The sequence below is a fragment of the Streptomyces sp. NPDC037203 genome, assembly GCF_055605065.1.
Genome location: NZ_JBVJUC010000013.1, coordinates 51,825 through 74,855, shown reverse-complemented (window position 1 = coordinate 74,855; position 23,031 = coordinate 51,825). Strand labels below are relative to the sequence as shown.

Below are 23,031 nucleotides of genomic sequence, written 5' to 3'. Positions count from 1 at the left end.
CGCCACTTCCTACAGCCGGATCGGAGACGGACGGGACGACTGTAGCCCCATGGCCATCAGTCCTTGCGCAGCCGCCTGTTGAGGGCGTCGAGGACCTGCGGCGGGACCAGGTGGGAGACGTCGCCGCCCCAGGCCGCGACCTCCTTGACGAGCGAGGAGGACAGGAAGCTGTAGGTGGGGTTGGTCGGCACGAACAGCGTCTCGACGCCGGTGAGGCCGTTGTTCATCTGGGCCATCTGCAGCTCGTAGTCGAAGTCGCTGACGGCGCGCAGGCCCTTGACGATGGCGGGGATGTCGCGCTGCTTGCAGTAGTCCACGAGCAGGCCGTGGTGGGTCTCGACCCGTACGTTGGCGTACTCGGCGGTGACCTCGCGGATCAGCCCGACCCGCTCGTCGACCTCGAACAGGCCCTTCTTGGTCTGGTTGATCATCACCGCGACGTAGACCTCGTCGTACAGCCGGGAGGCTCGGGCGATGATGTCGAGATGTCCGTTGGTGATCGGGTCGAATGACCCGGGACAGACGGCGCGGCGCACTTGAGATCCCTCGCTCTCCGGTCCGGTCATCGTGCGTCTTCGCACGTAGCGGCGGCGCGACCGTACCAAAACGTTCCCTCGCCGTAACGACGGGACCGGATCGCCTCGAAGCCGTCCGGCCACCGGAATTCGCCGCCTCTGGTGCTGCGCTCCACGGTGACCAGCGCGTCCCGCGCGAGCCAGCCCTCCGAGTGGAGTGTGAGCAGAATCTCCCGGAGATCGTCGTCGGTGACCGCGTAGGGGGGATCGAGGAAGACCAGGTCGTACGGGGCGGCACCGGGCGCGGTCCGGATGACTTGTTCCGCTTTGCCCGCTCTGACCTCCGCGCCGGGCAGGCCCAGGTTCCGCACGTTCTCGCGGACGGTCCGCGCGGCGCGGGCGTCGGCCTCGACGAGGAGGGCGTGGCCCGCACCGCGGGAGAGGGCTTCCAGGCCGACGGCGCCGGAGCCGGCGTAGAGGTCGAGGACGCGTTCGCCGCGCAGGGGGCCGCCCAGGAGGGACTGCCAGGTGGAGAAGAGACCTTCGCGTGCGCGGTCGGAGGTCGGCCGGGTCCCTGTGCCGGGCGGTACGGAGAGGCGGCGTCCGCCTGCCTTGCCGGCGATCACGCGGGTCATTTTCGTTCCTTGTCCGGGGGTGATTGCGTAGTCAGTCTGGCAGGCCGTTCGCCGTGGCCGCGCGCGGTACCCCGCGCTCCCGGGGGGCGCGTTACCCGTCAGCCCTTCTCCAGGTACTGCTCCCTCTCCTCGTCCAGCAGCGCGTCCAGGGCGGTCCGCAGGCCCGGCAGCCGCTCCAGCTCCGGGTCCGCCGTCACCAGGGCCATCGCCTCCGCCCTCGCCTCCGCGATGACCTCCTCGTCCTCGATGACGGCGAGGACCCGCAGGCTGGAGCGGGCGCCGGACTGGGCCTGGCCGAGGACGTCGCCCTCGCGGCGCTGTTCGAGGTCGATACGGGAGAGTTCGAAGCCGTCGAGGGTGGCGGCGACCGCGTTCAGCCGCTGGCGGGCGGGGCTGGCCTCGGGCATCTCGGTGACCAGGAGGCACAGACCGGGCGCGGAGCCGCGGCCCACCCGGCCGCGCAGCTGGTGGAGCTGGGAGACGCCGAAGCGGTCGGCGTCCATGATGACCATCGCGGTGGCGTTCGGGACGTTCACGCCCACCTCGATGACGGTGGTGGCGACCAGGACGTCGGTCTCGCCCGCGGTGAAGCGGCGCATCACCGCGTCCTTGTCGTCGGGGTGCATACGGCCGTGCAGCACCTCGACGCGCAGACCCTTGAGCGGGCCCTCGACGAGGTGGCCGGCCACGTCGAGGACCGCGAGCGGGGGGCGCCTCTCGGCCTCGTCCTCGGCGGACTTCTTCCTGGCCGCCTTCTTCGGGTCGGCCGCCTCGTCGATGTCGTCTCCGATACGCGGACACACCACGTACGCCTGATGGCCGTTCTCCACCTCCTCGCGCACCCGCTCCCAGGCACGGGCCAGGAAGTGGGGTTTGTCGGCGGCCGGGACGACATGGCTGGCGATCGGGGAGCGGCCGGCCGGGAGCTGGTCGAGGACGGAGGTCTCCAGGTCGCCGAAGACGGTCATGGCGACCGTGCGCGGGATCGGGGTGGCCGTCATGACGAGGAGGTGCGGGGGCTGCTTGCCCTTGCCGCGCAGGGCGTCGCGCTGCTCGACACCGAAGCGGTGCTGTTCGTCCACGACGACCAGGCCGAGGTCGTGGAACTGCACCTTGTCCTCGATCAGGGCGTGGGTACCGATGACGATTCCGGCCTCGCCGGTGGCGAGGTCGAGCAGGGCCTTGCGGCGGGCGGCGGCGCCCATGGAGCCGGTCAGCAGCACCACCTTGGTGGCGTGCTCGGTGCCGCCCAGCATGCCGCCCTCGGCGAGGTCGCCCATCATCTCGGTGATCGACCGGTGGTGCTGCTGGGCCAGCACCTCGGTCGGCGCGAGCATCGCGGCCTGCCCGCCCGCGTCGACCACGGCGAGCATGGCGCGCAGGGCCACCAGTGTCTTGCCGCTGCCGACCTCCCCCTGGAGCAGCCGGTGCATGGGGTGTTCGGTGGCGAGACCGGCGAAGATCTCGCGGGAGACCTTCTGCTGGCCCTCGGTGAGGGTGAAGGGCAGCCGGTCGTCGAAGGCGGTGAGCAGGCCGTCGGGCTTGGGGCGGCGGGCGACCGCCGGGAGCTGGGCGTCCGCGTACCGGCGGCGGGCCAGGGCGACCTGGAGGACGAAGGCCTCGTCCCATTTGAGGCGGGCGCGGGCGGCCGCGATGTCGGCCTTGGTGGCCGGGCGGTGGATCCCGACCAGGGCCTCGGGGAGCGGGAGCAGCCCGCGGCCCTCGCGCAGGGCGGGCGGCAGCGGGTCCACGGCCTCCCGGGCGGCGGGCAGGACCGTCTGCACCGCCTTGCCGATCTTCCATGACTCCAGTTTGGCGGTGGCCGGATAGAGCGGGATCAGGGCGCCCGCCCAGGTCTCGACGGTCTCCTCGCCGTCGCCCTTCAGCAACTCGTAGGCGGGGTGGGCGAGCTGGAGGCGATGGTTGAAGACGGAGACCTTGCCGGCGAACATCGCGCGGGTGCCCGGCAGCAGGTCCTTGTGCGGTTTGTGCACGCCGTTGCCGAAGAAGACCAGCTGGAGGCGGCCGCTGCCGTCGGTGATGGTGACCTCCAGGCGCTGGCCCTTGCCGCGGGGCGCACGGGAGGAGGCGAAGGAGTGCAGGCGGGCGTCGGCGACCTGGGCGACCACGGTCACATGCTCGTCCATGGGGAGGTCGGCGAGGTGGGTGAGCTGGCCGCGCTCCTCGTACCTGCGCGGGTAGTGGTGCAGGAGGTCGCCGACGGTGTGCAGGCCGAGGTGCTCGGCCATCACCTTCGCGGTGGCGGGGCCGAGCACTGACTTCAGTGGCTGTTTCAGTGGTTCTTCCAGTGCGGGCACGGGATCCATTGCACACCACCGCACTGACAATGCCGTAGACGCCCGCCGGGCGGGTCCGGTCGCGAGCTGTCGTACCGATCCGGGAAAGCCCTGGTCCGCGCGGCGGTTCCGGGCCTAGGATGGCGCGCTCCGGCCATCCTTCGCGGTCACCGCCCCCTGCTGCGAGACCGCCCGACCCGGCGCCGGGTCCTCCCCCTCCGGCGCAGTGACGATGGATTCCCAGACCTCACAGTCATCCCAGTCCTCCCAGTCGCCTCTCCCCCCTCACACGTTCCAGGTCGATCTGCGCGGTCTGGTCGATCTGCTCTCCCATCACCTCTACTCCAGTCCGAAGGTCTACCTGCGCGAGCTGCTGCAGAACGCCGTGGACGCCGTCACCGCCCGGCGGGCCCTCGCGCCCGACGCCCCGGCGCAGGTGCGGCTGCACCCGGTGGACGGCGGTCTGCGCGTGGAGGACAGCGGCATCGGGCTCACCGAGTCGGACGTGCACGAACTGCTGGCGACCATCGGGCGCAGCTCCAAGCGCGCCGAGGGACTCCAGGAGGCCCGCGCCGGCTTCCTCGGCCAGTTCGGCATCGGTCTGCTCGCCTGCTTCCTCGTCGCCGAGCGGATCCGCGTGGTCAGCCGCAGCGCCCGCACCCCGAACGCGCCCCCGGTGGAGTGGACGGCGTGCGACGACGGCTCGTACACCGTGCGGACGCTGCCCGAAGCCGCGCGGCCCGAGCCCGGTACGACGGTGCAGCTGACGCCCCGGCCGGGCGCCGCCGAGTGGCTCGCGCCCGAGCGGGTGCGCGCGCTGGCCCGCGACTTCGGCGCGCTGCTGCCGTACGACGTCCGGGTCGGCGAGGAGCGGATCGGCGAGCTGCCCGCGCCCTGGGACCGGCCGTATCCGAGCCCCGGCGCGCGCCGGGCGGCGCTGGCCCGGCACTGCCAGGAGCAGTTCGGGTTCGCGCCGCTGGACGCGATCGACCTGGCCGTGCCGCTGGCCGGGGTCCGCGGGGTGGCCTATGTGCTGCCGTCGGCGGTGAGCCCGGCGCAGCGGGCGACGCACCGGGTGCATCTCAAGGGCATGCTGCTGACCGAGCGGGCCGAACAGCTGCTGCCCGACTGGGCGTTCTTCGTGCGCTGTGTGCTGGACACGGACAGCCTGCGGCCCACCGCCTCGCGCGAGTCGCTGTACGAGGACGAGACGCTGGCCGCCGTGCGGGACGCGCTCGGCGAGCGGATCCGCGACTGGCTGACCGGGCTCGCGGCCGGTGACCCGGAGCGGCTCGCGGCGTTCCTCGCCGTGCACCATCTGGGGGTCAAGTCGCTGGCGCGGCACGACCACGAGATGCTGCGCACGATGCTGCCGTGGCTGCCGTTCGAGACGACCGACGGCCAGGTGTCGCTGGAGGAGTTCGCGCGCCGGCACCCGGTGGTGCACTTCACCCGCGGGGTGGAGGAGTACCGGCAGGTCGCGGCGATCGCCTCGGCGCAGGGCGTGGGCGTGGTCAACGGCGGTTACACGTACGACAGCGAGCTGATCGAGGCGCTGCCCTCGGTGCGGCCGGGCACGGTGGTCGCCGAGCTGGACGCGGACACCGTGACCGCGCATCTGGACGGCGTCGATCCGGGGGTGGAGCTGGCGCTCACCGGGTTCCTGGCGGCGGCGCGGGCGAAGCTGGACCCGCTGGGCTGCGATGTCGTGCTGCGCGCCTTCCATCCGCTGTCGGTGCCCGCGCTGCACCTGGACGACCGGTCGGCGCGGCACGAACAGGCTCGCGCGGCGGCCGAGGAGCAGGCCGACGAGCTGTGGGCGGGCATCCTGGGTTCGCTGCGCGGCAGCGCGCCGCGCGCCCGGCTGGTGCTCAACCACCTCAACCCGCTTATCCGCAGGGTGGCTTCACTGGACGACGCGGAACTGATCGGCACCGCGGTCGAGTCGCTGTACGGGCAGGCGCTGCTGATGGCGCAGCGCCCGCTGCGGCCCGCGGACTCCGCGCTGCTGAACCGGGCGTTCATCGATCTGCTGGGGTGGGCGACGCGGGGGACGGCCGATGACTGAGATCACCGACCTGGCGGGGCTGCGCCGGGAGATGGCGGAGAACGCCGGGCAGCCCGAGGGCCCGGCCCGCAACGCCCGCGCGGAGCGACTGCTGGCGGCGGCCGAGAGGTTGAACGTTCCGCTGGCCGTGATCGAAGCCCTCGGGCACCAGTTGAGCGTCTACAACTACAGCTCCGAGAAGGACAAGATGTTCGTCCCCTTCGCGCGGCTGCTGCGCATGTGGGACGAGCGGCCCGAGGACTTCGACGCGTACGAGACGCGGTCGCTGCACTGGGTCTTCAAGTGGATGTCGGCGGGCATGCTGGACCAGCCGCACATCCCGCTCGCCTCGATCGAGAAGTGGCTGGGCGAGATGGAGCACCGCTACCGGCTCGCCGGGCACTCCGAACGGGCGGTGCGCAGCGCCGAGTTCAGCGTGGCCGCGCACCTCGGGGACCTGGCGCGGGCGGAGCGGGCGTACGCCGCGTGGCTGGCCGCCGACCGCGACGAGATGGCCGACTGCCACGCCTGCGAGCTGCACGGGCAGGGCCTGTGGCAGGTGGAGCGGGGCCGGGACGCCGAGGCGCTGGAGCTGTGGCGGCCGGTGCTGGAGGGCGAGTTCAGCTGTGCGCACGAGCCGCACGCGGTGCTCGCCGCGTCCCTGCTCCCGCTGCTGCGGCTGGGCCGCCCGGAGGACGCCCGCGCCCACCATCTGCGGGGGCTGCGGCTGGTGCGGCCCATGGAGAGCATGCGCAGCGCGTACGCCGAGCACGTGGAGTTCTGCGCGCTGAGCGGCAACGAGGCGCGCGGTCTGGAGCTGCTGGCCGAGCGGCCCGCCTACTTCACGGACACCGGGCAGCCGCGCAGCCGGCTGGACTTCCTGGCCGTGGTGGCGCTGCTGACCGGGCGCCTGACCGAGCTGGGACTCGGCGCCGAGCCGGTGCCGGGGCCCGCCGGACGCGCCTGGACGGCACGGGACCTCGCGGCCCACGCCCGCATCGAGGCGCTGGCCCTGGCCGGGCGTTTCGACGCGCGCAACGGCACGTCGTACGTGGGCGACCGGACGCGGGCGCGGATGGCCCGGCGGCCGCTGGCGGACCGGCTCCCGCTGGGCGTCCGCACCGCGCGCCCGGCGCCCGCCGCGCCGCCGGCCGCTCCCCCGCCGGCACCGGCCGCCGAACCGTCGCTGCCCGCTCTCCTCGCCGAGGCGCACCGGATGGCGGACACCCTGCGCCCGGAGGCGCTGGACGCCTGGGCGGCGGTGGGACGCGCCGCGAGCGATGGCGAACTCTCCCCCGGTGACCGCGCGTTGGTCGCCGACCACGCGGCGATGTCCCGCGGCCTCGAGGGCGCCGAGCTGTTCGAGCGGGCGGCCGGGCTGTACACGGCGGCGGGCGATCCCGGCGAGGCGCTGGCGGCGCGGGCCCGCGGCGCCTACTTCCGGGCGCTGCGGGGCGAGCGGGACACGGCCCTGGTCCGGGTGAGCGGCCTGTGCGAGGAGGTGCTCGCGCTGTACGCCGCCGGGGCCACCGGGGTGCGGCAGACCGCGTCGGTCCTGATGAGCCGGGCGCGCGTCCTGATGCACCGGGTGCGCTCCGGCGCGGGCTCCGCGCAGGACGCCGACGCCGCGGTGCGCGAGGTGCTGAGCCTGATCGAGGCGCAGGAGGTGCGGGACGCGCGGCTGGCGGCGCGGATCGCGGAGTCCCGCGGCATGCTCGCCGAGCTGGCCGGGGCGGCCGGGGACGGTGCGCGGGCGGCGGAACTGCTGCGGCAGGCCGTCGGGGAGTACGTCCGCGCCGGGCTGCCGTGGTGCGCGGTGGAGTACGAGGTCCACCTCGCCGCGCTGGCCGAGGAGGCCGGGGACCGGGAGGGGGCCGAGCGGGCGCTGCGGGCGGCGCTGGAGCACGGCGGCCGGTACGTGGAACCGGCCGGGCAGGTCCAACTGCATCTGCGCATAGCCGCGTTGACGGCCGAGCGGGGGGACGTCGCGGCGGCCGCGGAGCATGCGCTCCAGGCCGCGCACTGGGCCGACGAGGCCGGGGAGTCCGGCACGTCGGGGGCCTGGGCGCGGCAGCAGCTCGGCGGATATCTGCTGCGGCGGGGGCAGTGCGCGGAGGCGGCCGAGGTGCTGGAGTCGGCGCTGGCCGACCTGAGCGCCGGGACGCACGGCGACGGGGCCGTCGTACAGGCCCGCTGGTGGCTCGGGGACTGCCTGGCGGAGCTGGGTGAGCACCGGGCGGCGGCCGAGCAGCGGCTGCTGGCCGCCGACATCGCCCGGCACTGGCCCGAGCAGCGCGACCACGCCACGCTCGCCCACCTCGCCGCGGACGCCCTCGCCGACGCGGGCCTGGCGGCGGAGGCCGACCGGGCCTATGCCCGCGCGGGCGAGCTGTGGCGCTCCCTCGGCGACATCCGGCTCCAGGTCCGCTCACTGCGGGCCCGCGCCTGGCTGGCGCTGGGTGAGGACGCGGAGGCGGAGCCGGCCGCGGCGCTGATGGCCGAGGCCGTGGCGGTGTGCGAGCGCGCGCGGCAGGACGCGGCGGGCTCCCCCGCCCTGGCCGGGCTGACCCGTGAACTGGCCCAGACGCACCGCCAGTTCGGCGACCTCCTCGCCCAGTCCGGGAGACCGGACGCGGCCCCCTTCGACCGGGCGATCGCGCTGTTCGGCTCGCTCGGCGCGGCCGGGCTGCACGACCGTACCGGCGCCGAACTCGCGGCGGCCGAACTGGCCGCAGAAGGAGGCCGGCCCGAACAGGCGACGGCCCACGCCCGCGCGGTACTGGCCGCCTACGCGGACGCGGACGACACGGACGACACGGTCCGGGCACGCCGGGCGGAGGCTAACCGGCTGCTCGGAACGGCGGAGTGAGCGGGGCGCTGCGCCCGTCGGGCACGGAGGCGGGCCGGGGGTGGCCGAGCGGAGACGCCGGGAAGGGGCGGCGGCCCGCGTCCGAGCGGCCGCGCCTGCGCTCGGGGTGCGCCGGAGTCCGGTCGCTCACTCCACGCCGATGAGCAGCAGCGCTCCCTGGCGGCCGCCGTCGTACACCACCGTGTCCACGGCCAGGTAGGACTCCCGTACGCGGGCCTCCAGGTGCCCGCCGACGGTCTCGGGGGCCTCGGCGCCGATGACGAGGGTGACCAGTTCGCCGCCGGCCTGGAGCATGCGGTCCAGGACGGTGACCGCGGTGGCGGTGACGTCCGTGCCGATCACCGCCACGTCGCCGTCGATCAGCCCGAGCACGTCACCGGCCTGGCAGATCCCCGCGGTGGTCCAGGACCGGTGCTCGGCGACGACGACTTCCGCGTACCGGGTGGCGCCCGCGGCCGAGGTCATCTGGACGACGTCCTCGTCGAACCGGCGCCCCGGCTCGGACACCGCGAGCGCCGCGATGCCCTGCACCGCCGAGCGGGTCGGGATCAGCGCCACCCGGACCCCCTCGGCACGGGCCTGCTCGGCGGCCGCCGCCGCGGTGTCGCGCAGCTCGGCGTCGTTGGGCAGCAGCACCACCTCGCGCGCGTGGGCCCGCCGCACCGCCGCCAGCAGCTCCCCGCTGGCGGGCGGCTCGCCGGGGCGCGCGAGCACGGTGGTCGCGCCGGCCTCGGTGTACAGCTCGGCGAGCCCCTGCCCCGGTACGACGGCCACGACGGCCCGCTGGGCCCGCTCGCGCGGGGGACGCGGCCCGCCCGTGTGCACATCGCCGAGCCCGAAGTGCGTGATCCTGATCCGGTACGGGCGTCCGGCCTCCACGCCCGCCTCCACGGCGGCGCCCGCGTCGTCCACGTGCACATGGACGTTCCACAACCCGTCGCCGCCGACCACCACCAGGGAGTCGCCGAGCGCGTCGAGACGGGTGCGCAGCCGGGCCACGGCGGTGTCGTCCGCCTCCAGGAGGTAGATCACCTCGTAGGCCGGGCCACCGGGGCCGCCGTTCCCGGCCGTCTCGGCGACGCAGGCCCCGGCATCGGCATCGACATCGGGGCCGGGGTCGGGGTCGGGGTCGGGGTCGACGACGGCTTCGGCTCCGGAGCGGGCTTTCGGCAGCTGTTCAGCCACCCCGCCCACGACCGCTGCGGCGTCCGCGGCCTCCGCCGCCCCCGGCGCCGCCTCCCCCGTGCACGCCTCCACCAGCGCGCCGAGCACCGCGACGAGACCGCTGCCTCCGGCGTCGACCACCCCGGCCCGCGCCAGGACGCCCAGCTGGGCCGGGGTGGCCGCCAGGGCCGCGCGGGCGCCCTCGTGGGCGGCGCGGGCGATCATCCCGCAGTCGCCGTCGGCCCGCTCGGCGGCTTCGGCCGCGGCCGACGCGACCGTCAGCACGGTGCCCTCGACCGGGTGCGCCACGGCCTGCCGGGCGGAGTCCGCGGCCCGGCGCAGGGCGAGCCGCAGCGCGGCACCGTCGCAGCGCGGTTCCGCGTCGTCCGCCGCGAGCACCTGGGCCATGCCGCGCAGCAGCTGGGCGAGGATCGTGCCGGAGTTGCCGCGCGCGCCGATGAGCGCGCCATGGGCCATCGCGCGCACCGCGTCCGCGAGACTGGGACCGGCGGGCTGCGTCTCGTACCCGGCGAACACGGCCTCCACGGCCGTCGCGGCGGACTCCAGGGTCAGATAGAGGTTGGTCCCGGTGTCGCCGTCGGCCACCGGATAGACGTTGATCGCGTCGATCTCCTCGCGCGCCCGTCCCAGGGCGCGCAGGGCCAGACCGCACCAGGTGCGCACCGCGAGACCATCGAGGAATGTCTGCGGCACCTGCGCCACCTGCGCCTCCCTGAGCCGGCTTGACGTGGTCGCAGCGTAGACCCCGGCGGGCCGCCCGCCGGAAGCGGGCCGGGGCGGGACCCCTCGCGACCATGGTAGTTTCGCTGTACCGAGGCAGGCTTGCTATGCTGCTCCGGTTGCCCGATCCGATCGGGCTCTCCCCCCTGGCAACGCCAACCAGATCTCAGGTCGTACGATCTCGATCCCGGCCTGCCGGGATTATCCGTAAGTGCATCTGAAGTCTTTGGAGTGACCCGTGGCTGCCAACTGCGACGTCTGCGGCAAGGGGCCGGGCTTCGGCAACAACATCTCGCACTCGCACCGCCGTACGCCCCGTCGCTGGAACCCGAACATCCAGCGTGTGCGTACCGTGGTGGGCGGGACGCCGAAGCGCGTGAACGCTTGCACCTCGTGCATCAAGGCCGGCAAGGTCTCGCGCTGACGCTACAGCTGAGCGCGCGGCCACTTGTTGGTTCGCTGCACTGAGCCGGTCCATCTCAGGATGGACCGGCTTTTTGCCATGCCCGGAAGCCGGGGCGCCCCCTCGCCTCAGCCCGTCGGCATGCCGACCTGCCGCCGCTCCAGGGCGGAACGCAGCCTGGAGAGGGTCCGCGCGACGGCCGCCGCCGAAGCGGCGTCGATCACATCCCCCAGCAGTTCGGCCAGGGTCGCACCGACCGTCTCCTCGGCCGCGGCGACGAGCCGCGCACCCTCACCGGTCAGGGCCAGCAGGGAGGAGCGGCGGTCGGCCGGGTTCGGCGTCCGGACCACCCAGCCCTGCTTCTCCAGCCGGTCGACGCCCTTGCTCGTCGCCCCGACGCCGATCGCGAACTCGGCCGCGAGATCCGCCACCCGCGCCCCTTCGTGATCGCGCAGGAAGCGCAGCGCCTCGAACTGCGAGGTGACGATCGCGTGCCGCGCGCGGAGCCGGTCGTTGAGGGCGTTGTACAGCCGCGTCTCGCAGCGCACCAGGTCGGAGAAGAGATCCAGAAGCCCGGCGGTGTTCCCGGTTGTTTTATATGCCACGGCATATAGTGTAGAGGAATCTACTAGCGAGGGGGAGCACGCCCATGAGCAAGGAACAGCGCGCCCGGATCGACGCCATGCTGCGGCAGCCGCGCCCCGAGGGGCCCCGGACGACCGAGGAGCTGCGGGCCGGGTTCGAGGCGCTGATGAGCCGGATTCCGGTGCCCGGCGGCATCCGTACGACGCCGACCGCGCTCGGCGGCCGGCCCGCGCTGTGTGTCGCACCACAGGAGCGCCCGCGCCCCGGCACGATCCTGTACTTCCACGGCGGCGGCTGGATCAGCGGCTCGCCCGAGACGTCCCTGGCGCTGACCGGACACCTCGTGACCAGGACCGGCCGCACGGCGTACTCGCTGGACTACCGGCTGGCCCCCGAGCATCCGTTCCCGGCCGCGGTCGAGGACACGCTCGGCGCCTACCGCGCCCTGCTCGACGGCGGCGCCGACCCGTCGGCCGTCGTGTTCGCCGGGGACTCCGCGGGCGGCGGTCTCGCCGTCACCACCTGCCTGGCCGCGCGGGACGCGGGTCTGCCGCTGCCCGCCGCGATCGTGGCGTTCTCCCCCGGCCTGGACGCGACCCGCACCGGCGAGAGCATCGACACCAAGGCGGGCGTCGACCCGTTCTTCACCCGCGCGTCCGTCGAACACACCGGGGCGATGTACCTCGCGGGCGCCGATCCGCGTCAGCCCCTGCTCAGCCCGGCCGTCTGCGCCGACCTGAGCGGGCTGCCGCCGATGCTGCTCCAGGTGGGCACCAACGAGCTCCTGCTGGACGACTCCACCCGCCTCGCCGCGCGCGCCAGGGCCGCCGGGGTGGACGTGATCCTCGACGTCACGGCCGATGTGCCGCATGTGTTCCAGTCGTTCGCCGGCTCCCTGGACGAGGCGGACGAGGCACTGGAGCGCGCGGTCCTCTTCCTCGACCAGCGCCTGCGCCACCTGAGCGCGGCGGCGGCCTAGGGCACGGACCCGGCTCGGCCGGCGTGCGGCCCGCTCACTTCCCGGACCGCCACCCGTGGTCCACCGGGCCGATCCCCGCGCCCAGCGCGAACCCCGCTGCGATCGCCCCGGTGACGTACTCCTTGGCCGCGGCGACCGCCGCCGGGACGGTCAGGCCCCGCGCCAGCCCGGAGGCGATGGCGGAGGCGAGCGTGCAGCCGGTGCCGTGGGTGTGCCGGTTGTCGTGGCGGGGGGCGCGCAGCCGGTGCTCACCCGCCGCGGTGCCGTCCGTCAGGAGGTCCACCGCGTCACCGGCCAGGTGCCCGCCCTTGATCAGCACCCAGCGCGGGCCGTAGGCCAGCACCGCGTCCGCGGCCCGGCGCAGATCGTCCTCCGACTCGACGCGGACTCCGGTGAGCAGGTGCACCTCGTCCAGGTTCGGGGTCGCCACGGCCGCCGCCGGGAGCAGCCGGGTGCGCACGGCGTCCAGGGCGGAGGCGGCGAGCAGCGCGTCGCCGTGCTTGGAGACGCCCACCGGGTCCACCACGGCGGGCGCGTCCGTGCCGGCGATCAACTCGGCCACCGTCTCGACCAGTTCGGCCGAGCCCAGCATGCCGGTCTTCACGGCCTGTACGCCGATGTCGTCCACCACGCTGCGGTACTGGGCCCGCACCGCCTCGGCCGGGAGTTCCCAGACGCCCTGCACGCCAAGGGAGTTCTGCGCGGTCACCGCGGTGAGCACGCTCATCCCGTGCACGCCGAGCGCGAGCATCGTCTTGAGGTCGGCCTGGATCCCGGCGCCGCCGCCGGAGTCGGAGCCGGCCACCGTGAGCACGCGCGGCGGGGTCACGGCTCTATGTCCCCGAAGTGGTCCCAGCCGCCCGCGCTGGTCCAGGGCGCCCCGTCCACCGTCACCTGCGGCAGCGCGGAGGGGTTCAGGACCTCGCCGATGACCTTCCAGCGGGCCGGGAGCTTGGTGTCCGGCGGGAAGGTCGCCACGATCGCGTGGTCCTCACCCCCGGTCAGCACCCACTGGAGCGGGTCCACGCCGACGGCCTGCCCGATGTCGTTCATCTGCGTGGGCACGTCGATCGCGCCGGAGCGGATGTCGATGCGGACCTTGCTGGCCTCGGCGATATGGCCGAGGTCGGCGATCAGCCCGTCGCTCACGTCGCACATCGCGGTCGCGCCGAGCGATGCGGCGGCCGGCCCCGCGTGGTACGGCGGCTCGGGGCGCCGGTGGGCCTCCACGAAGGCGCGCGGCGAGCGGAAGCCGCGGGAGAGCACCGCGTACCCGGCCGCGGACCAGCCCAGCCAGCCCGTGACGGCCACCAGGTCGCCGGGCTGGGCGCCGGCACGGGTCACCGGCTCCTGGTTGCGCAGATCGCCGAGGGCGGTGATCGACACCGTGATGGTGTCGCCCCGTACGACATCCCCGCCGACCACGGCGGCGCCCGCGACCTGGCATTCGTCGCGCAGCCCGTCCATCAGCTCGGTCGGCCAGCTGACCGGGAGTTCGGCCGGCACCACCAGGCCCAGCAGCAGGGCGGTCGGTACGGCGCCCATCGCGGCGATGTCCGCGAGGTTCTGCGCGGCCGCCTTGCGCCCCACGTCGTAGGCCGTGGACCAGTCGCGGCGGAAGTGCCGCCCCTCCAGCAGGACGTCGGTGCTCGCCACCACCCGGCGGTCGGGCGCGGCCACCACGGCGGCGTCGTCACCCGGACCGATACGGACCGCCGGGGTGGTGGTGAGACGGGAGGTGAGCTCCCTGATGAGCCCGAATTCCCCGAGCTCACCAACCGTGCCCTTCATGTCCCTGACTCCCCTTCTCTGCCTTCGCCCGGCCGTGCTGACTCGCGCCCCATCAGTGTCCCCGATACCGTCGAGATGACCCCGACGCGGTCGGGAACGACCGCCGGTACGGTCCCGGACGACCGCCGACTTCCGTTGTGCCCGCACCCTGGCGCGCAAGCCGGTTCCCGCAGGTCTCCCCGCGGGGAGCGGCGACGCGATACCGTGGCGTTCCTTTTCCCCACATGATCCTCGTGGCCGCCCTGGAGGTTCCGTGGTACAGGCGTACATCCTGATCCAGACGGAGGTCGGCAAGGCGTCGACCGTCGCCGAGACCATCAGCAAGATCCCTGGAGTGATCCAGGCCGAGGACGTCACGGGTCCGTACGACGTCATCGTGCGCGCCCAGTCCGAAACCGTCGACGAACTCGGTCGCATGGTGGTCGCCAAGGTCCAGCAAGTGGACGGCATCACCCGCACCCTGACCTGCCCGGTCGTGCATCTGTAGCCCCCGTCTACGCTTGGCCGGTGAACTTCTTCCGTCACCGGCCCCCCGCCCTGATCGCCGCCCTGGCCGCGTCCGCGTCGCTGCTCGCGGTCGCGGGCTGCACCGCGGACGACGGCGCGGCGGTCGCGGTTCCCCGTCCCGACGCGAAGACCGCCCCGCTGTGCCGGAGTCTGCACGCGGTGCTGCCCGCCACGGTGGACGGGCGGCGGCGTGCCGACCCCGAACCCCGGTCCGTCTACACGGCGGGCTGGGGAAACCCGGCGATCATACTGCGCTGCGGGATCGTCCGGCCGCCGAAGATGATCGACCCCAAGGTGGCCCAGGGCGAGGACCCGGACGCGATCGCGGGCGGGGTCAACGGCGTGGACTGGCTGATGGAGAAGCAGGGCGACGGCACCTGGCACTTCACGACGGCGGGCCGCTCGGCGTATGTGCAGGTGACCCTGCCGAAGAAGCTCTCGGGGCCGGACGACAGCGCCCAGGTCCTGGAGGACCTGGCCCCGGCCGTGAAGAAGGCCATCCCGAAGGGGATGGCCTCCATGCGCGGCTAGGGCCTTTCTTCCGGATCTTGCCGGGGTCGCGGGGCCTGGCACGCACATCTGCGGCGTTGTCGTCGGTCGTCGACGCTCCGCGTCGACTCCCTCCTCCGCCTTGCATCTGCACGCACCAGCCCCCGCTCGGCTCGGCCGTAAGGCACCGCCAACTCAAGCCGACCTGATCCGGAAGAAAGGCCCTAGCGCCGCGGGTCAGCGCAGTCCGGTGGACCTGCGCAGCGCGGCCTGGAGCAGGCGGTCGATCAGCTCCGGGTAGCCGACCCCGGTCGCCTGCCACATCTGCGGGTACATCGAGATCGGCGTGAAGCCGGGCAGCGTGTTGATCTCGTTGATCACGAACTCCCCGTCCCGCGTGAGGAAGAAGTCCGCGCGCACCAGCCCCTCGCAGGACGCCGCCTCGAACGCGTCCACCGCGAGCCGCTGGATCTCGGCGGTCTCCTCCGCGGTGAGCGGCGCCGGGACGATGCCGGGCGTGGAGTCGATGTACTTGGCCTCGAAGTCGTAGTACGCGTGCGCGTCCGGCGGCGGGATCTCCGCCGGGACCGAGGCGCGCGGGCCGTCCTCGAACTCCAGGACGCCGCACTCGATCTCGCGGCCGGTGATGGCCGCCTCGATCAGGATCTTCGGGTCGTGCGACTGCGCCTCGGCGATCGCCTCGTCGAGCCCGGACAGGTCGTCGACCTTGGTGATGCCGATGGACGAGCCGGCCCGCGCGGGCTTCACGAACAGCGGCCAGCCGTGCTCGCCCGCGAAGTCCACGATCTTCTTGCGGGCGGCGGCCTCGTCCCGCTGCCACTCGCGGGGCCGGATCACCACGTAGGGGCCGACCTTGAGCCCGAAGGAGGTGAAGACCCGCTTCATGTACTCCTTGTCCTGGCCGACGGCCGAGGCGAGCACGCCCGCGCCCACATACGGAACCCCGGACAGTTCCAGCAGCCCCTGGAGGGTGCCGTCCTCGCCGTAGGGGCCGTGCAGCACCGGGAAGACGACGTCGACCTCGCCGAGCGCCTTGGGCACGGAGCCCGGCTCGCTGTAGACGACCTCGCGGCTGGTGGGGGCGACGGGGAGCACCACGTCCCCCTCGTGCGACTCCGCCAGGTCCTCGACGGCGGGCAGGGCGCGGTCGGTGATCGCCATCCGCTCCGGCTCGTCGGCCGTCAGCGCCCAGCGGCCGTCCCGCGTGATGCCGATCGGCAGGACGTCGTACTTCGTCCGGTCGATGGCCTTGAGGACGGCGCCGGCGGTGACCACGGAGATCCCGTGTTCGGAGCTGCGCCCACCGAACACGACGGCCACGCGGGGCTTGCGCGACGGCTGCTCAGGGCTCTGGGGAAGGTTCTCGGTGCTCATATCGCGTTGAGAGTACCCGTTGCCAGAGCCCGGATACAGCGTCGGCTCCGCCCTGAAACGCACAAAAACGGGCGGATTTCGCTCAGTGTCGCGGCATTTTCGCGCAACGGCCCCGCGGTCTCGCTCAGCGTCGCTCGGGCTTCGCGCTGCGCGACATCAGCTCCTTCAGCGCGACCACCGGCGGCTTGCCCTCGTGCACGATGCCGACGACCGTCTCCGCGATCGGCATGTCGACGCCGTGCCTGCGGGCCAGATCCAGCACGGACTCACAGGACTTGACGCCCTCCGCGGTCTGCTTGGTGACCGCGATGGTCTCCTCCAGGGTCATGCCCTTGCCGAGGTTGGTGCCGAAGGTGTGGTTGCGCGACAGCGGCGAGGAGCAGGTGGCGACCAGGTCGCCGAGGCCGGCGAGACCGGAGAAGGTCAGCGGGTCGGCGCCGAGCACGACACCGAGCCGGGCGGTCTCCGCGAGGCCGCGGGTGATCAGCGAGCCCTTGGCGTTGTCGCCGAGCCCCATGCCGTCCGCGATGCCGACGGCGAGCCCGATGACGTTCTTCACCGCGCCGCCCAGCTCGCAGCCGACCACGTCGGTCTCGGTGTACGGCCGGAAGTACGGCGTGTGGCAGGCCGCCTGGAGCCGCCGGGCCACGGCCTCGTCGGCGCAGGCCACCACGGCGGCGGCGGGCATCCGGGCGGCGACCTCGCGGGCCAGGTTGGGCCCGGTGACGACGGCGACGCGCTCCGGGCCGACCTTGGCGACGTCCTCGATGACCTCGCTCATCCGCATCGCGGAGCCCAGCTCGACGCCCTTCATCAGGGAGACCAGCACGGTGTCGGGGGCGAGCAGCGGAAGCCACTCGGCGAGGTTCTGGCGCAGGGTCTGGGAGGGCACGGACAGGACGGTGAAGTCGGCGTCCGCCGCGGCCTCGGCGGGGTCGGTGGTCGCCCGCAGGTTCTCGGGAAGTTCGACACCCGGCAGGTAGTCGGGGTTGATACGGGTCGTGTTGATCGCGTCCGCGACCTCGGCGCGCCGGGCCCACAGGGTGACCTCGCAGCCGGCGTCCGCGAGGACCATGCCGAACGCCGTGCCCCACGAACCGGCGCTGAAGACCGCCGCCTTGACCGCCTCGCTCACTTGCCCTGCTCCTCCGCTTCCCTGGCCTTGTTCTGCTCCCGCGTACGCCGCCGCTGCTCGATGCGCTCGCGGCGCGGGTCGTACGGCGTCTCGGGCGCCTTCTCGCCGCGGATCTCCTCCAGGAGGCGGGTGATGGCCGCCATGATGGCCTCGGTGGCCTCCCTCTGGAGGTCCGGGGTCATCTCCTTGTCGTAGAAGCGCGACAGGTCCACGGGCGGGCCCGCCAGCACGTGGTGGGTCTTGCGCGGGAAGAGGTTCGGCTTCTTCGCGTACGGCGGCAGCAGTTCGTTGGCGCCCCACTGGGCGACCGGGATCACCGGGCACTTGGTCTGCAGGGCCACCCGCGCGGCGCCGGTCTTGCCGGTCATGGGCCAGCCGTCGGGGTCGCGGGTCAGGGTGCCCTCGGGGTAGAAGGCGACGCACTCACCGCGCTCCACGGCGTCGATCGCGGCGCGGAAGGCGCTCAGCGCGTCCGTGGACTCGCGGTAGACGGGAATCTGTCCGGTGCCGCGCATCGCGGCGCCCACGATTCCCTTCTTGAAAAGGCCGCTCTTGGCCAGGAATCGCGGAACCCGTCCGGTGTTGTACTGATAGTGCGCGTATGCGAAGGGGTCCACGTGGGAATTGTGGTTCACCACGGTGATAAATCCGCCCTCGGCCGGAATGTGCTCCATTCCACGCCAGTCCCGCTTGATCAGAACCACCAGCGGCGGTTTGCAGATCACCGCGGCGAAGCGGTACCAGAAGCCGATTCTGCGGCGGGGCACAAGGACACCTTCCTCTAGGCGAATCCACGGGGGCTGACCCCGGCGCGGGCCGCACAAGTGTCGCCCCGCAGCGCCGGTCTGTCGAGAACACCGTACGCCCGACACGCCCCACCCCTTCGGCTGCGGGTGACAATGATCGCGACAAGAGAGGGGCGGTACGCCGGTGCAGTGGACGTTGGTCATCCCCCTGAAGCCGCTGTCGCGGGCCAAGAGCAGGCTCGCGGACACCGCGGCGGACGGGGTGCGCCCCGGCCTGGTCCTCGCGTTCGCCCAGGACACGGTGGCCGCGGGGCTGGGGTGTGCCGGGGTCGGGGATGTGGTGGTCGTCACGGACGACGCCCGCGCCGGGCGCGAGCTTTCCGCGCTGGGCGCGCGGATCGTCCCGGACGCCCCGGCGGCGGGCCTGAACGCGGCGCTGGCGCACGGGGCGGCGGCGGCACGACGGGGGCGCCCGCGGGCCGCGGTGGCCGCGCTGAACGCCGATCTGCCGGCCTTGCGGGCGGGCGAGCTGGAGCGGGTGCTTTCCGCCGCCGCGCAATTCCCGAGATCTTTTCTCGCGGACGCGGCGGGGGTCGGTACGACATTGCTGGCGGCGCGGGCGGGCCGGGAATTGGACCCGCTGTTCGGCCCGGACTCACGGGCGCGGCACCGGGGGTCCGGCGCGGAGGAACTTCTGCTGGGGGCCGTGGATTCGGTACGGCAGGACGTGGACACGGGCGAGGACTTGCGGGCGGCGCTCGCGCTGGGGGTCGGGCCGTATACGACCGCCGCGTGCGCTCATTTGCCGGTACCCGGCGTTTGACTCCCATCGCCCCGAGCGGCGCGACCGCCCGCGGCCGGACGGCCGCGGGTACTACCCTGAACCCCATGCAGGCGACCGCATACACCTACGACAGCGAGACCCGCAGCGGGCAGGTGCTGCTCGACGACGGCACCCCCGTGCCCTTCGACGCCGCGGCGTTCGACCGCGGCGGTCTGCGGCTGCTGCGGCCCGGCCAGCGCGTGCGGATCGAGACGGAGGGTGCCGAAGACACCCTGCGGATCACGCTCGTAACGCTCCAGACCCTGTAACTCCCCTTACACACGCCGCGGGCCGGACTCCGCCGGGAGTCCGGCCCGGCGCGTGAGTGCCCTGGCCTGCGACCTGCGCCCAGGGTCTTTCGTTCGGAGGAGGCCGGATCAGGGAGCGGGGTCTGGTGCCGTGCGTCGCAAGGCGGAGGAGGGCGACATGGCGGAGCCATGGCAACCGACGACAACGCCGCGAGGCGCGGTGCCAGGGCCCGCGAGCCCGGCATGATCCAAACGAGAGACCCTAGCGCGCGGTGGTCTTCTTCGCGGTGGTCTTGCGGGCCGTCGACTTCCTGGCCGGCGCCTTCTTCGCGGTGACCTTCTTCGCCGGGGCCTTCTTCGCGGTGGCCTTCTTGGCGGTGGTCTTCTTCGCCGTCGCGGTCTTGGCCGTCGCCGGCGCCTTCTTGGCGGTCGTCTTCTTCGCGGTGGTCTTCTTCGCCGCGGCGGCGGTGGCGGTGGTGGTCTTCTTCGCCGTCGTCTTCTTGGCGGTGGTCTTCTTCGCGGCCGCCTTCGCGGTCTTCTTCGCGGCGGCCTTCTTCACCGTCGCCGCGGCGCCCCCGGTCAGGCTGCCCTTGGGCGCCTTCTTCACCGAGACCTCGCCGCCGCGCGGCAGCTTCTTCGAGCCGCTGACCAGGTCCTTGAAGCCCTGACCGGCGCGGAAGCGCGGCACGGAGGTCTTCTTGACCCGAACCCGCTCGCCCGTCTGGGGGTTACGGGCGTACCGCGCGGGGCGGTCCACCTTCTCGAAGGACCCGAAACCGGTGACCGAGACCCGCTCGCCCGCGACGACCGCGCGGACGATGGCGTCCAGAACATGATCGACGGCTTCCGCCGCCTGCTGGCGGCCGCCAACCTTCTCGGCAATCGCTTCTACGAGCTGCGCCTTGTTCACGTCTTCCCCTTCGGAGACATCGCCAGAACGAATGTGTTCAAGCTTTTTCGCACGTTAGGCAGATATATACCGCAAATCAAACACGAAACGGGCTTATCACCCTTGTGCCGCAACGGACTCGGCGCTCTCGGGCTGTTCAGCGGTCCTCGCCGGGGATCCGACCCTCGTCGAGGTCCGCGGTGAACCGCTCGAGCCGCCTTGCCGCACCGGCGAGATCGTGCTTGGCCGCAGCCGTAATGACCAGCAGCTTCCGGGTCAGCGCCATCCGTACGCCCTCCGGGACTTGCAGTGCGCGCACTCTTGCGTGCGCTTCCTTGAGTTGGTTCGCGACCGCCGTATAGAGCTGGAGTTGGCCGTCGTGTTCCATGCACAGATTGTGCCATCTGGGGCGAGTTGTCGCCTGCCCAGGGGGTAACTCCCGCCACAAATGGCCTTCCGGGCACTTGCGGAAGGCGCGCTCCTCTGCCTCATCTACCCTCCCAACGCCCTTCATAACATGGGAAGTTGAGAGAACCCCCAGCGCAAGGGGGGTGCGTACGGGCCCGGACATGCCTGTACCCCCGATCGGGGCGATCGGGGGTACAGGCGGGCTTGTTGGGTGGCCGAAACCCGACCCTCGCGGGACTCGGGACAGGTTACCCGGTCAGCTCTGGAGGGTCTGCGGCTTGTAGGCCGGCCGGCGCTGCTCGTAGGCGGCGATGTCGGCCTCGTTCTGGAGGGTGATGGAGATGTCGTCCAGGCCGTTCAGCAGCCGCCAGCGGGAGTTCTCGTCCAGCTCGAAGGAGGCGGTGACGCCCTCGGCGCGCACCTCGCGCGCCTCGAGGTCCACCGTGATCTCGGCACTCGGGTCGTCCTCGGTCAGCTCCCACAGCGCGTCCACGATCTTCTGCTCCAGAACCACGGTGAGCAGGCCGTTCTTCAGCGAGTTGCCCCGGAAGATGTCCGCGAAGCGGGAGGAGATCACGGTCTTGAAGCCGTAGTTCTGGAGCGCCCAGACGGCGTGCTCACGGGAGGAGCCGGTGCCGAAGTCGGGGCCGGCGACCAGGACGGTGGCGCCCTGCCGCTCGGGGCGGTTGAGGATGAACTGGGGGTCCTTGCGCCAGGCCTCGAAAAGCCCGTCCTCGAACCCGTCCCGCGTCACCTTCTTGAGCCAGTGAGCAGGGATGATCTGGTCGGTGTCGACATTGCTGCGGCGCAGCGGGACGGCCCGGCCGGTGTGGGTGGTGAAGGCTTCCATGGTTTCTCAGACTCCAGCGGGCACGGGGGCGTCGGACAGGTCGGCGGGCGAGGCCAGGTGGCCCAGGACGGCGGTGGCCGCCGCGACCTGCGGCGACACCAGGTGGGTACGACCGCCCTTGCCCTGCCGGCCCTCGAAGTTGCGGTTGGAGGTGGAGGCGGAGCGCTCGCCCGGCGCCAGCTGGTCCGGGTTCATGCCCAGGCACATCGAGCAGCCCGCGTACCGCCACTCGGCGCCGGCCTCCTTGAAGACCACGTCCAGGCCCTCGGACGCCGCCTGGAGCCCGACCCGCGCGGAGCCCGGTACGACCAGCATCCGTACACCGTCGGCGACTTTGCGCCCCTTGAGGATCTCGGCGACGTTGCGCAGGTCCTCGATCCGCCCGTTGGTGCACGAACCTACGAAGACGGTGTCCACCTTGATGGAGCGCAGCGGCGCACCGGCCTCCAACCCCATGTATTCCAGGGCCTTTTCGGCGGCCAGGCGCTCCGATGCGTCTTCGTACGAAGCCGGATCGGGGACCCGTGCCGAAAGCGGCGCGCCCTGGCCGGGGTTGGTGCCCCAGGTGACGAACGGGGACAGGGCGGCGGCGTCGATGACGACCTCGGCGTCGAATTCCGCGTCGTCGTCGGTGCGCAGCGTCTTCCAGTACGCGACGGCCGCGTCCCACTCGGCGCCCTCGGGGGCGTGCGGGCGGCCCTTGAGGTAGGCGAAGGTGGTCTCGTCGGGGGCGATCATGCCCGCGCGGGCGCCGGCCTCGATCGACATGTTGCAGATGGTCATCCGGGCCTCCATCGAGAGCTTCTCGATGGCGGAGCCGCGGTACTCCAGGACGTAGCCCTGGCCGCCGCCGGTACCGATCTTCGCGATGATCGCCAGGATCAGGTCCTTGGCGCTGACGCCCTCGGGCAGTTCGCCGTCGACGGTGATCGCCATGGTCTTCGGGCGGGCCATCGGCAGCGTCTGGGTGGCCAGCACATGCTCGACCTGGGAGGTGCCGATGCCGAACGCCAGCGCGCCGAACGCGCCGTGCGTGGAGGTGTGGGAGTCGCCGCAGACCACGGTCGTGCCGGGCTGGGTCAGGCCCAGCTGGGGTCCGACCACGTGCACCACGCCCTGCTCGACGTCGCCCAGGGGGTGCAGCCGCACCCCGAACTCGGCGCAGTTCTTGCGCAGCGTCTCCAGCTGGGCGCGGGAGACCGGGTCGGCGATCGGCTTGTCGATGTCGAGGGTCGGGGTGTTGTGGTCCTCGGTCGCGATGGTGAGGTCGAGGCGGCGGACCTGGCGGCCGTTCTGGCGCAGCCCGTCGAAGGCCTGCGGGCTGGTCACCTCGTGCAGCAGGTGCAGATCGATGTAGAGGAGGTCGGGCTCGCCGTCGGCGCGCCGGACGACATGGTCGTCCCAGACCTTTTCCGCGAGTGTCCTACCCATCGCTTTCCCTCCGGCCGGCATGCGTGCGCCGGCCCAACTAGAGATCTTGAGGACGGCGCCCGCGCCCCTGATTCCGGGCGTCCG

22 protein-coding genes are annotated in these 23,031 nt (G+C 72.8%); 8 read left to right on the top strand and 14 right to left on the bottom strand.

What is annotated here, in order from left to right:
- Positions 1-56: 56 nt before the first annotated feature.
- The 3 genes from coaD to recG form a co-directional block, all read right to left on the bottom strand.
- Positions 57-536: a pantetheine-phosphate adenylyltransferase gene (gene coaD / locus ACZ7EC_RS28645; RefSeq protein ID WP_397987166.1), complete on the bottom strand. Its 480-nt coding sequence runs from the start codon at positions 534-536 to the stop codon at positions 57-59.
- Positions 537-562: 26 nt separating this feature from the next.
- Positions 563-1,150, bottom strand: a complete 588-nt coding sequence (rsmD, locus tag ACZ7EC_RS28640) for a 16S rRNA (guanine(966)-N(2))-methyltransferase RsmD (RefSeq protein WP_471067058.1) — start codon at positions 1,148-1,150, stop codon at positions 563-565.
- 98 nt (positions 1,151-1,248) lie between these two features.
- On the bottom strand, positions 1,249-3,477 hold the full coding sequence (gene recG, locus ACZ7EC_RS28635) for an ATP-dependent DNA helicase RecG (protein ID WP_471067056.1): 2,229 nt from the start codon (positions 3,475-3,477) through the stop codon (positions 1,249-1,251).
- Between the two features lie 202 nt (positions 3,478-3,679).
- Here recG and ACZ7EC_RS28630 point away from each other — a divergent pair, with 202 nt between their 5' ends.
- Both ACZ7EC_RS28630 and ACZ7EC_RS28625 read left to right on the top strand, forming a co-directional pair.
- The gene (locus tag ACZ7EC_RS28630; protein WP_471067054.1) at positions 3,680-5,515 is read left to right on the top strand and encodes an HSP90 family protein; all 1,836 of its coding nucleotides are present in this window, start codon (positions 3,680-3,682) and stop codon (positions 5,513-5,515) included.
- Entirely contained in the window at positions 5,508-8,363 is a 2,856-nt protein-coding gene (locus tag ACZ7EC_RS28625) for a tetratricopeptide repeat protein (protein WP_471067053.1), read from the top strand. Before ACZ7EC_RS28630 ends, ACZ7EC_RS28625 begins: the two co-directional genes overlap by 8 nt.
- A gap of 126 nt (positions 8,364-8,489) precedes the next feature.
- On the opposite strand, the gene ACZ7EC_RS28620 is transcribed toward ACZ7EC_RS28625, so the two are convergent.
- A complete protein-coding gene (locus ACZ7EC_RS28620; RefSeq protein ID WP_471067052.1) occupies positions 8,490-10,250 on the bottom strand; it encodes a DAK2 domain-containing protein in 1,761 nt (586 codons plus the stop codon).
- Positions 10,251-10,506: 256 nt separating this feature from the next.
- Between ACZ7EC_RS28620 and rpmB the strand changes: the two genes are divergently transcribed.
- Positions 10,507-10,692, top strand: a complete 186-nt coding sequence (rpmB, locus tag ACZ7EC_RS28615; RefSeq protein ID WP_004924906.1) for a 50S ribosomal protein L28 — start codon at positions 10,507-10,509, stop codon at positions 10,690-10,692.
- Between the two features lie 107 nt (positions 10,693-10,799).
- Here rpmB and ACZ7EC_RS28610 read toward each other — a convergent pair whose 3' ends face one another.
- On the bottom strand, positions 10,800-11,276 hold the full coding sequence (locus ACZ7EC_RS28610) for a MarR family winged helix-turn-helix transcriptional regulator (protein ID WP_471067051.1): 477 nt from the start codon (positions 11,274-11,276) through the stop codon (positions 10,800-10,802).
- A gap of 44 nt (positions 11,277-11,320) precedes the next feature.
- On the opposite strand from ACZ7EC_RS28610, the gene ACZ7EC_RS28605 reads away from it, so the two are divergent.
- The gene (locus tag ACZ7EC_RS28605) at positions 11,321-12,235 is read left to right on the top strand and encodes an alpha/beta hydrolase (RefSeq protein WP_471067050.1); all 915 of its coding nucleotides are present in this window, start codon (positions 11,321-11,323) and stop codon (positions 12,233-12,235) included.
- A 34-nt stretch (positions 12,236-12,269) separates the two neighbouring features.
- Here ACZ7EC_RS28605 and thiD read toward each other — a convergent pair whose 3' ends face one another.
- Together thiD and ACZ7EC_RS28595 are read right to left on the bottom strand one after the other, a co-directional pair.
- On the bottom strand, positions 12,270-13,064 hold the full coding sequence (gene thiD / locus ACZ7EC_RS28600) for a bifunctional hydroxymethylpyrimidine kinase/phosphomethylpyrimidine kinase (RefSeq protein WP_471067049.1): 795 nt from the start codon (positions 13,062-13,064) through the stop codon (positions 12,270-12,272).
- Positions 13,061-14,026: a thiamine-phosphate kinase gene (locus ACZ7EC_RS28595; protein WP_471067048.1), complete on the bottom strand. Its 966-nt coding sequence runs from the start codon at positions 14,024-14,026 to the stop codon at positions 13,061-13,063. The genes thiD and ACZ7EC_RS28595 overlap by 4 nt, the downstream gene beginning before the upstream one ends.
- 253 nt (positions 14,027-14,279) lie before the next feature.
- Between ACZ7EC_RS28595 and ACZ7EC_RS28590 the strand changes: the two genes are divergently transcribed.
- Both ACZ7EC_RS28590 and ACZ7EC_RS28585 read left to right on the top strand, forming a co-directional pair.
- A complete protein-coding gene (locus tag ACZ7EC_RS28590; protein WP_037654619.1) occupies positions 14,280-14,513 on the top strand; it encodes an Lrp/AsnC family transcriptional regulator in 234 nt (77 codons plus the stop codon).
- 20 nt (positions 14,514-14,533) lie between these two features.
- Positions 14,534-15,064, top strand: coding sequence for a DUF3515 domain-containing protein (locus ACZ7EC_RS28585; RefSeq protein ID WP_471067046.1), 531 nt, complete (start codon positions 14,534-14,536; stop codon positions 15,062-15,064).
- Between the two features lie 195 nt (positions 15,065-15,259).
- Here ACZ7EC_RS28585 and ACZ7EC_RS28580 read toward each other — a convergent pair whose 3' ends face one another.
- From ACZ7EC_RS28580 to ACZ7EC_RS28570, 3 genes are all read right to left on the bottom strand, one after another.
- Complete coding sequence (locus tag ACZ7EC_RS28580; protein ID WP_397983830.1) at positions 15,260-16,417, bottom strand: D-alanine--D-alanine ligase family protein; 1,158 nt, start codon at positions 16,415-16,417, stop codon at positions 15,260-15,262.
- A 124-nt stretch (positions 16,418-16,541) separates the two neighbouring features.
- Positions 16,542-17,552 carry an NAD(P)H-dependent glycerol-3-phosphate dehydrogenase gene (locus ACZ7EC_RS28575; RefSeq protein WP_471067045.1) on the bottom strand — a complete coding sequence of 337 codons (1,011 nt, stop codon included), beginning with the start codon at positions 17,550-17,552 and terminating at the stop codon, positions 16,542-16,544.
- The gene (locus ACZ7EC_RS28570; protein ID WP_471067043.1) at positions 17,549-18,319 is read right to left on the bottom strand and encodes a lysophospholipid acyltransferase family protein; all 771 of its coding nucleotides are present in this window, start codon (positions 18,317-18,319) and stop codon (positions 17,549-17,551) included. The genes ACZ7EC_RS28575 and ACZ7EC_RS28570 overlap by 4 nt, the downstream gene beginning before the upstream one ends.
- A 163-nt stretch (positions 18,320-18,482) precedes the next feature.
- On the opposite strand from ACZ7EC_RS28570, the gene cofC reads away from it, so the two are divergent.
- Together cofC and ACZ7EC_RS28560 are read left to right on the top strand one after the other, a co-directional pair.
- Complete coding sequence (gene cofC / locus ACZ7EC_RS28565) at positions 18,483-19,121, top strand: 2-phospho-L-lactate guanylyltransferase (RefSeq protein WP_471067041.1); 639 nt, start codon at positions 18,483-18,485, stop codon at positions 19,119-19,121.
- A 65-nt stretch (positions 19,122-19,186) separates the two neighbouring features.
- Positions 19,187-19,390, top strand: a complete 204-nt coding sequence (locus tag ACZ7EC_RS28560) for a hypothetical protein (protein WP_471067039.1) — start codon at positions 19,187-19,189, stop codon at positions 19,388-19,390.
- A gap of 241 nt (positions 19,391-19,631) precedes the next feature.
- On the opposite strand, the gene ACZ7EC_RS28555 is transcribed toward ACZ7EC_RS28560, so the two are convergent.
- The 4 genes from ACZ7EC_RS28555 to leuC form a co-directional block, all read right to left on the bottom strand.
- Positions 19,632-20,279: an HU family DNA-binding protein gene (locus ACZ7EC_RS28555; RefSeq protein ID WP_471067037.1), complete on the bottom strand. Its 648-nt coding sequence runs from the start codon at positions 20,277-20,279 to the stop codon at positions 19,632-19,634.
- A 136-nt stretch (positions 20,280-20,415) separates the two neighbouring features.
- Complete coding sequence (locus ACZ7EC_RS28550; protein ID WP_366666472.1) at positions 20,416-20,646, bottom strand: SCO5555 family protein; 231 nt, start codon at positions 20,644-20,646, stop codon at positions 20,416-20,418.
- A gap of 276 nt (positions 20,647-20,922) precedes the next feature.
- Complete coding sequence (gene leuD, locus ACZ7EC_RS28545; RefSeq protein ID WP_471067034.1) at positions 20,923-21,516, bottom strand: 3-isopropylmalate dehydratase small subunit; 594 nt, start codon at positions 21,514-21,516, stop codon at positions 20,923-20,925.
- 6 nt (positions 21,517-21,522) lie between these two features.
- The gene (leuC, locus tag ACZ7EC_RS28540; RefSeq protein WP_471067032.1) at positions 21,523-22,947 is read right to left on the bottom strand and encodes a 3-isopropylmalate dehydratase large subunit; all 1,425 of its coding nucleotides are present in this window, start codon (positions 22,945-22,947) and stop codon (positions 21,523-21,525) included.
- Positions 22,948-23,031: the final 84 nt, after the last annotated feature.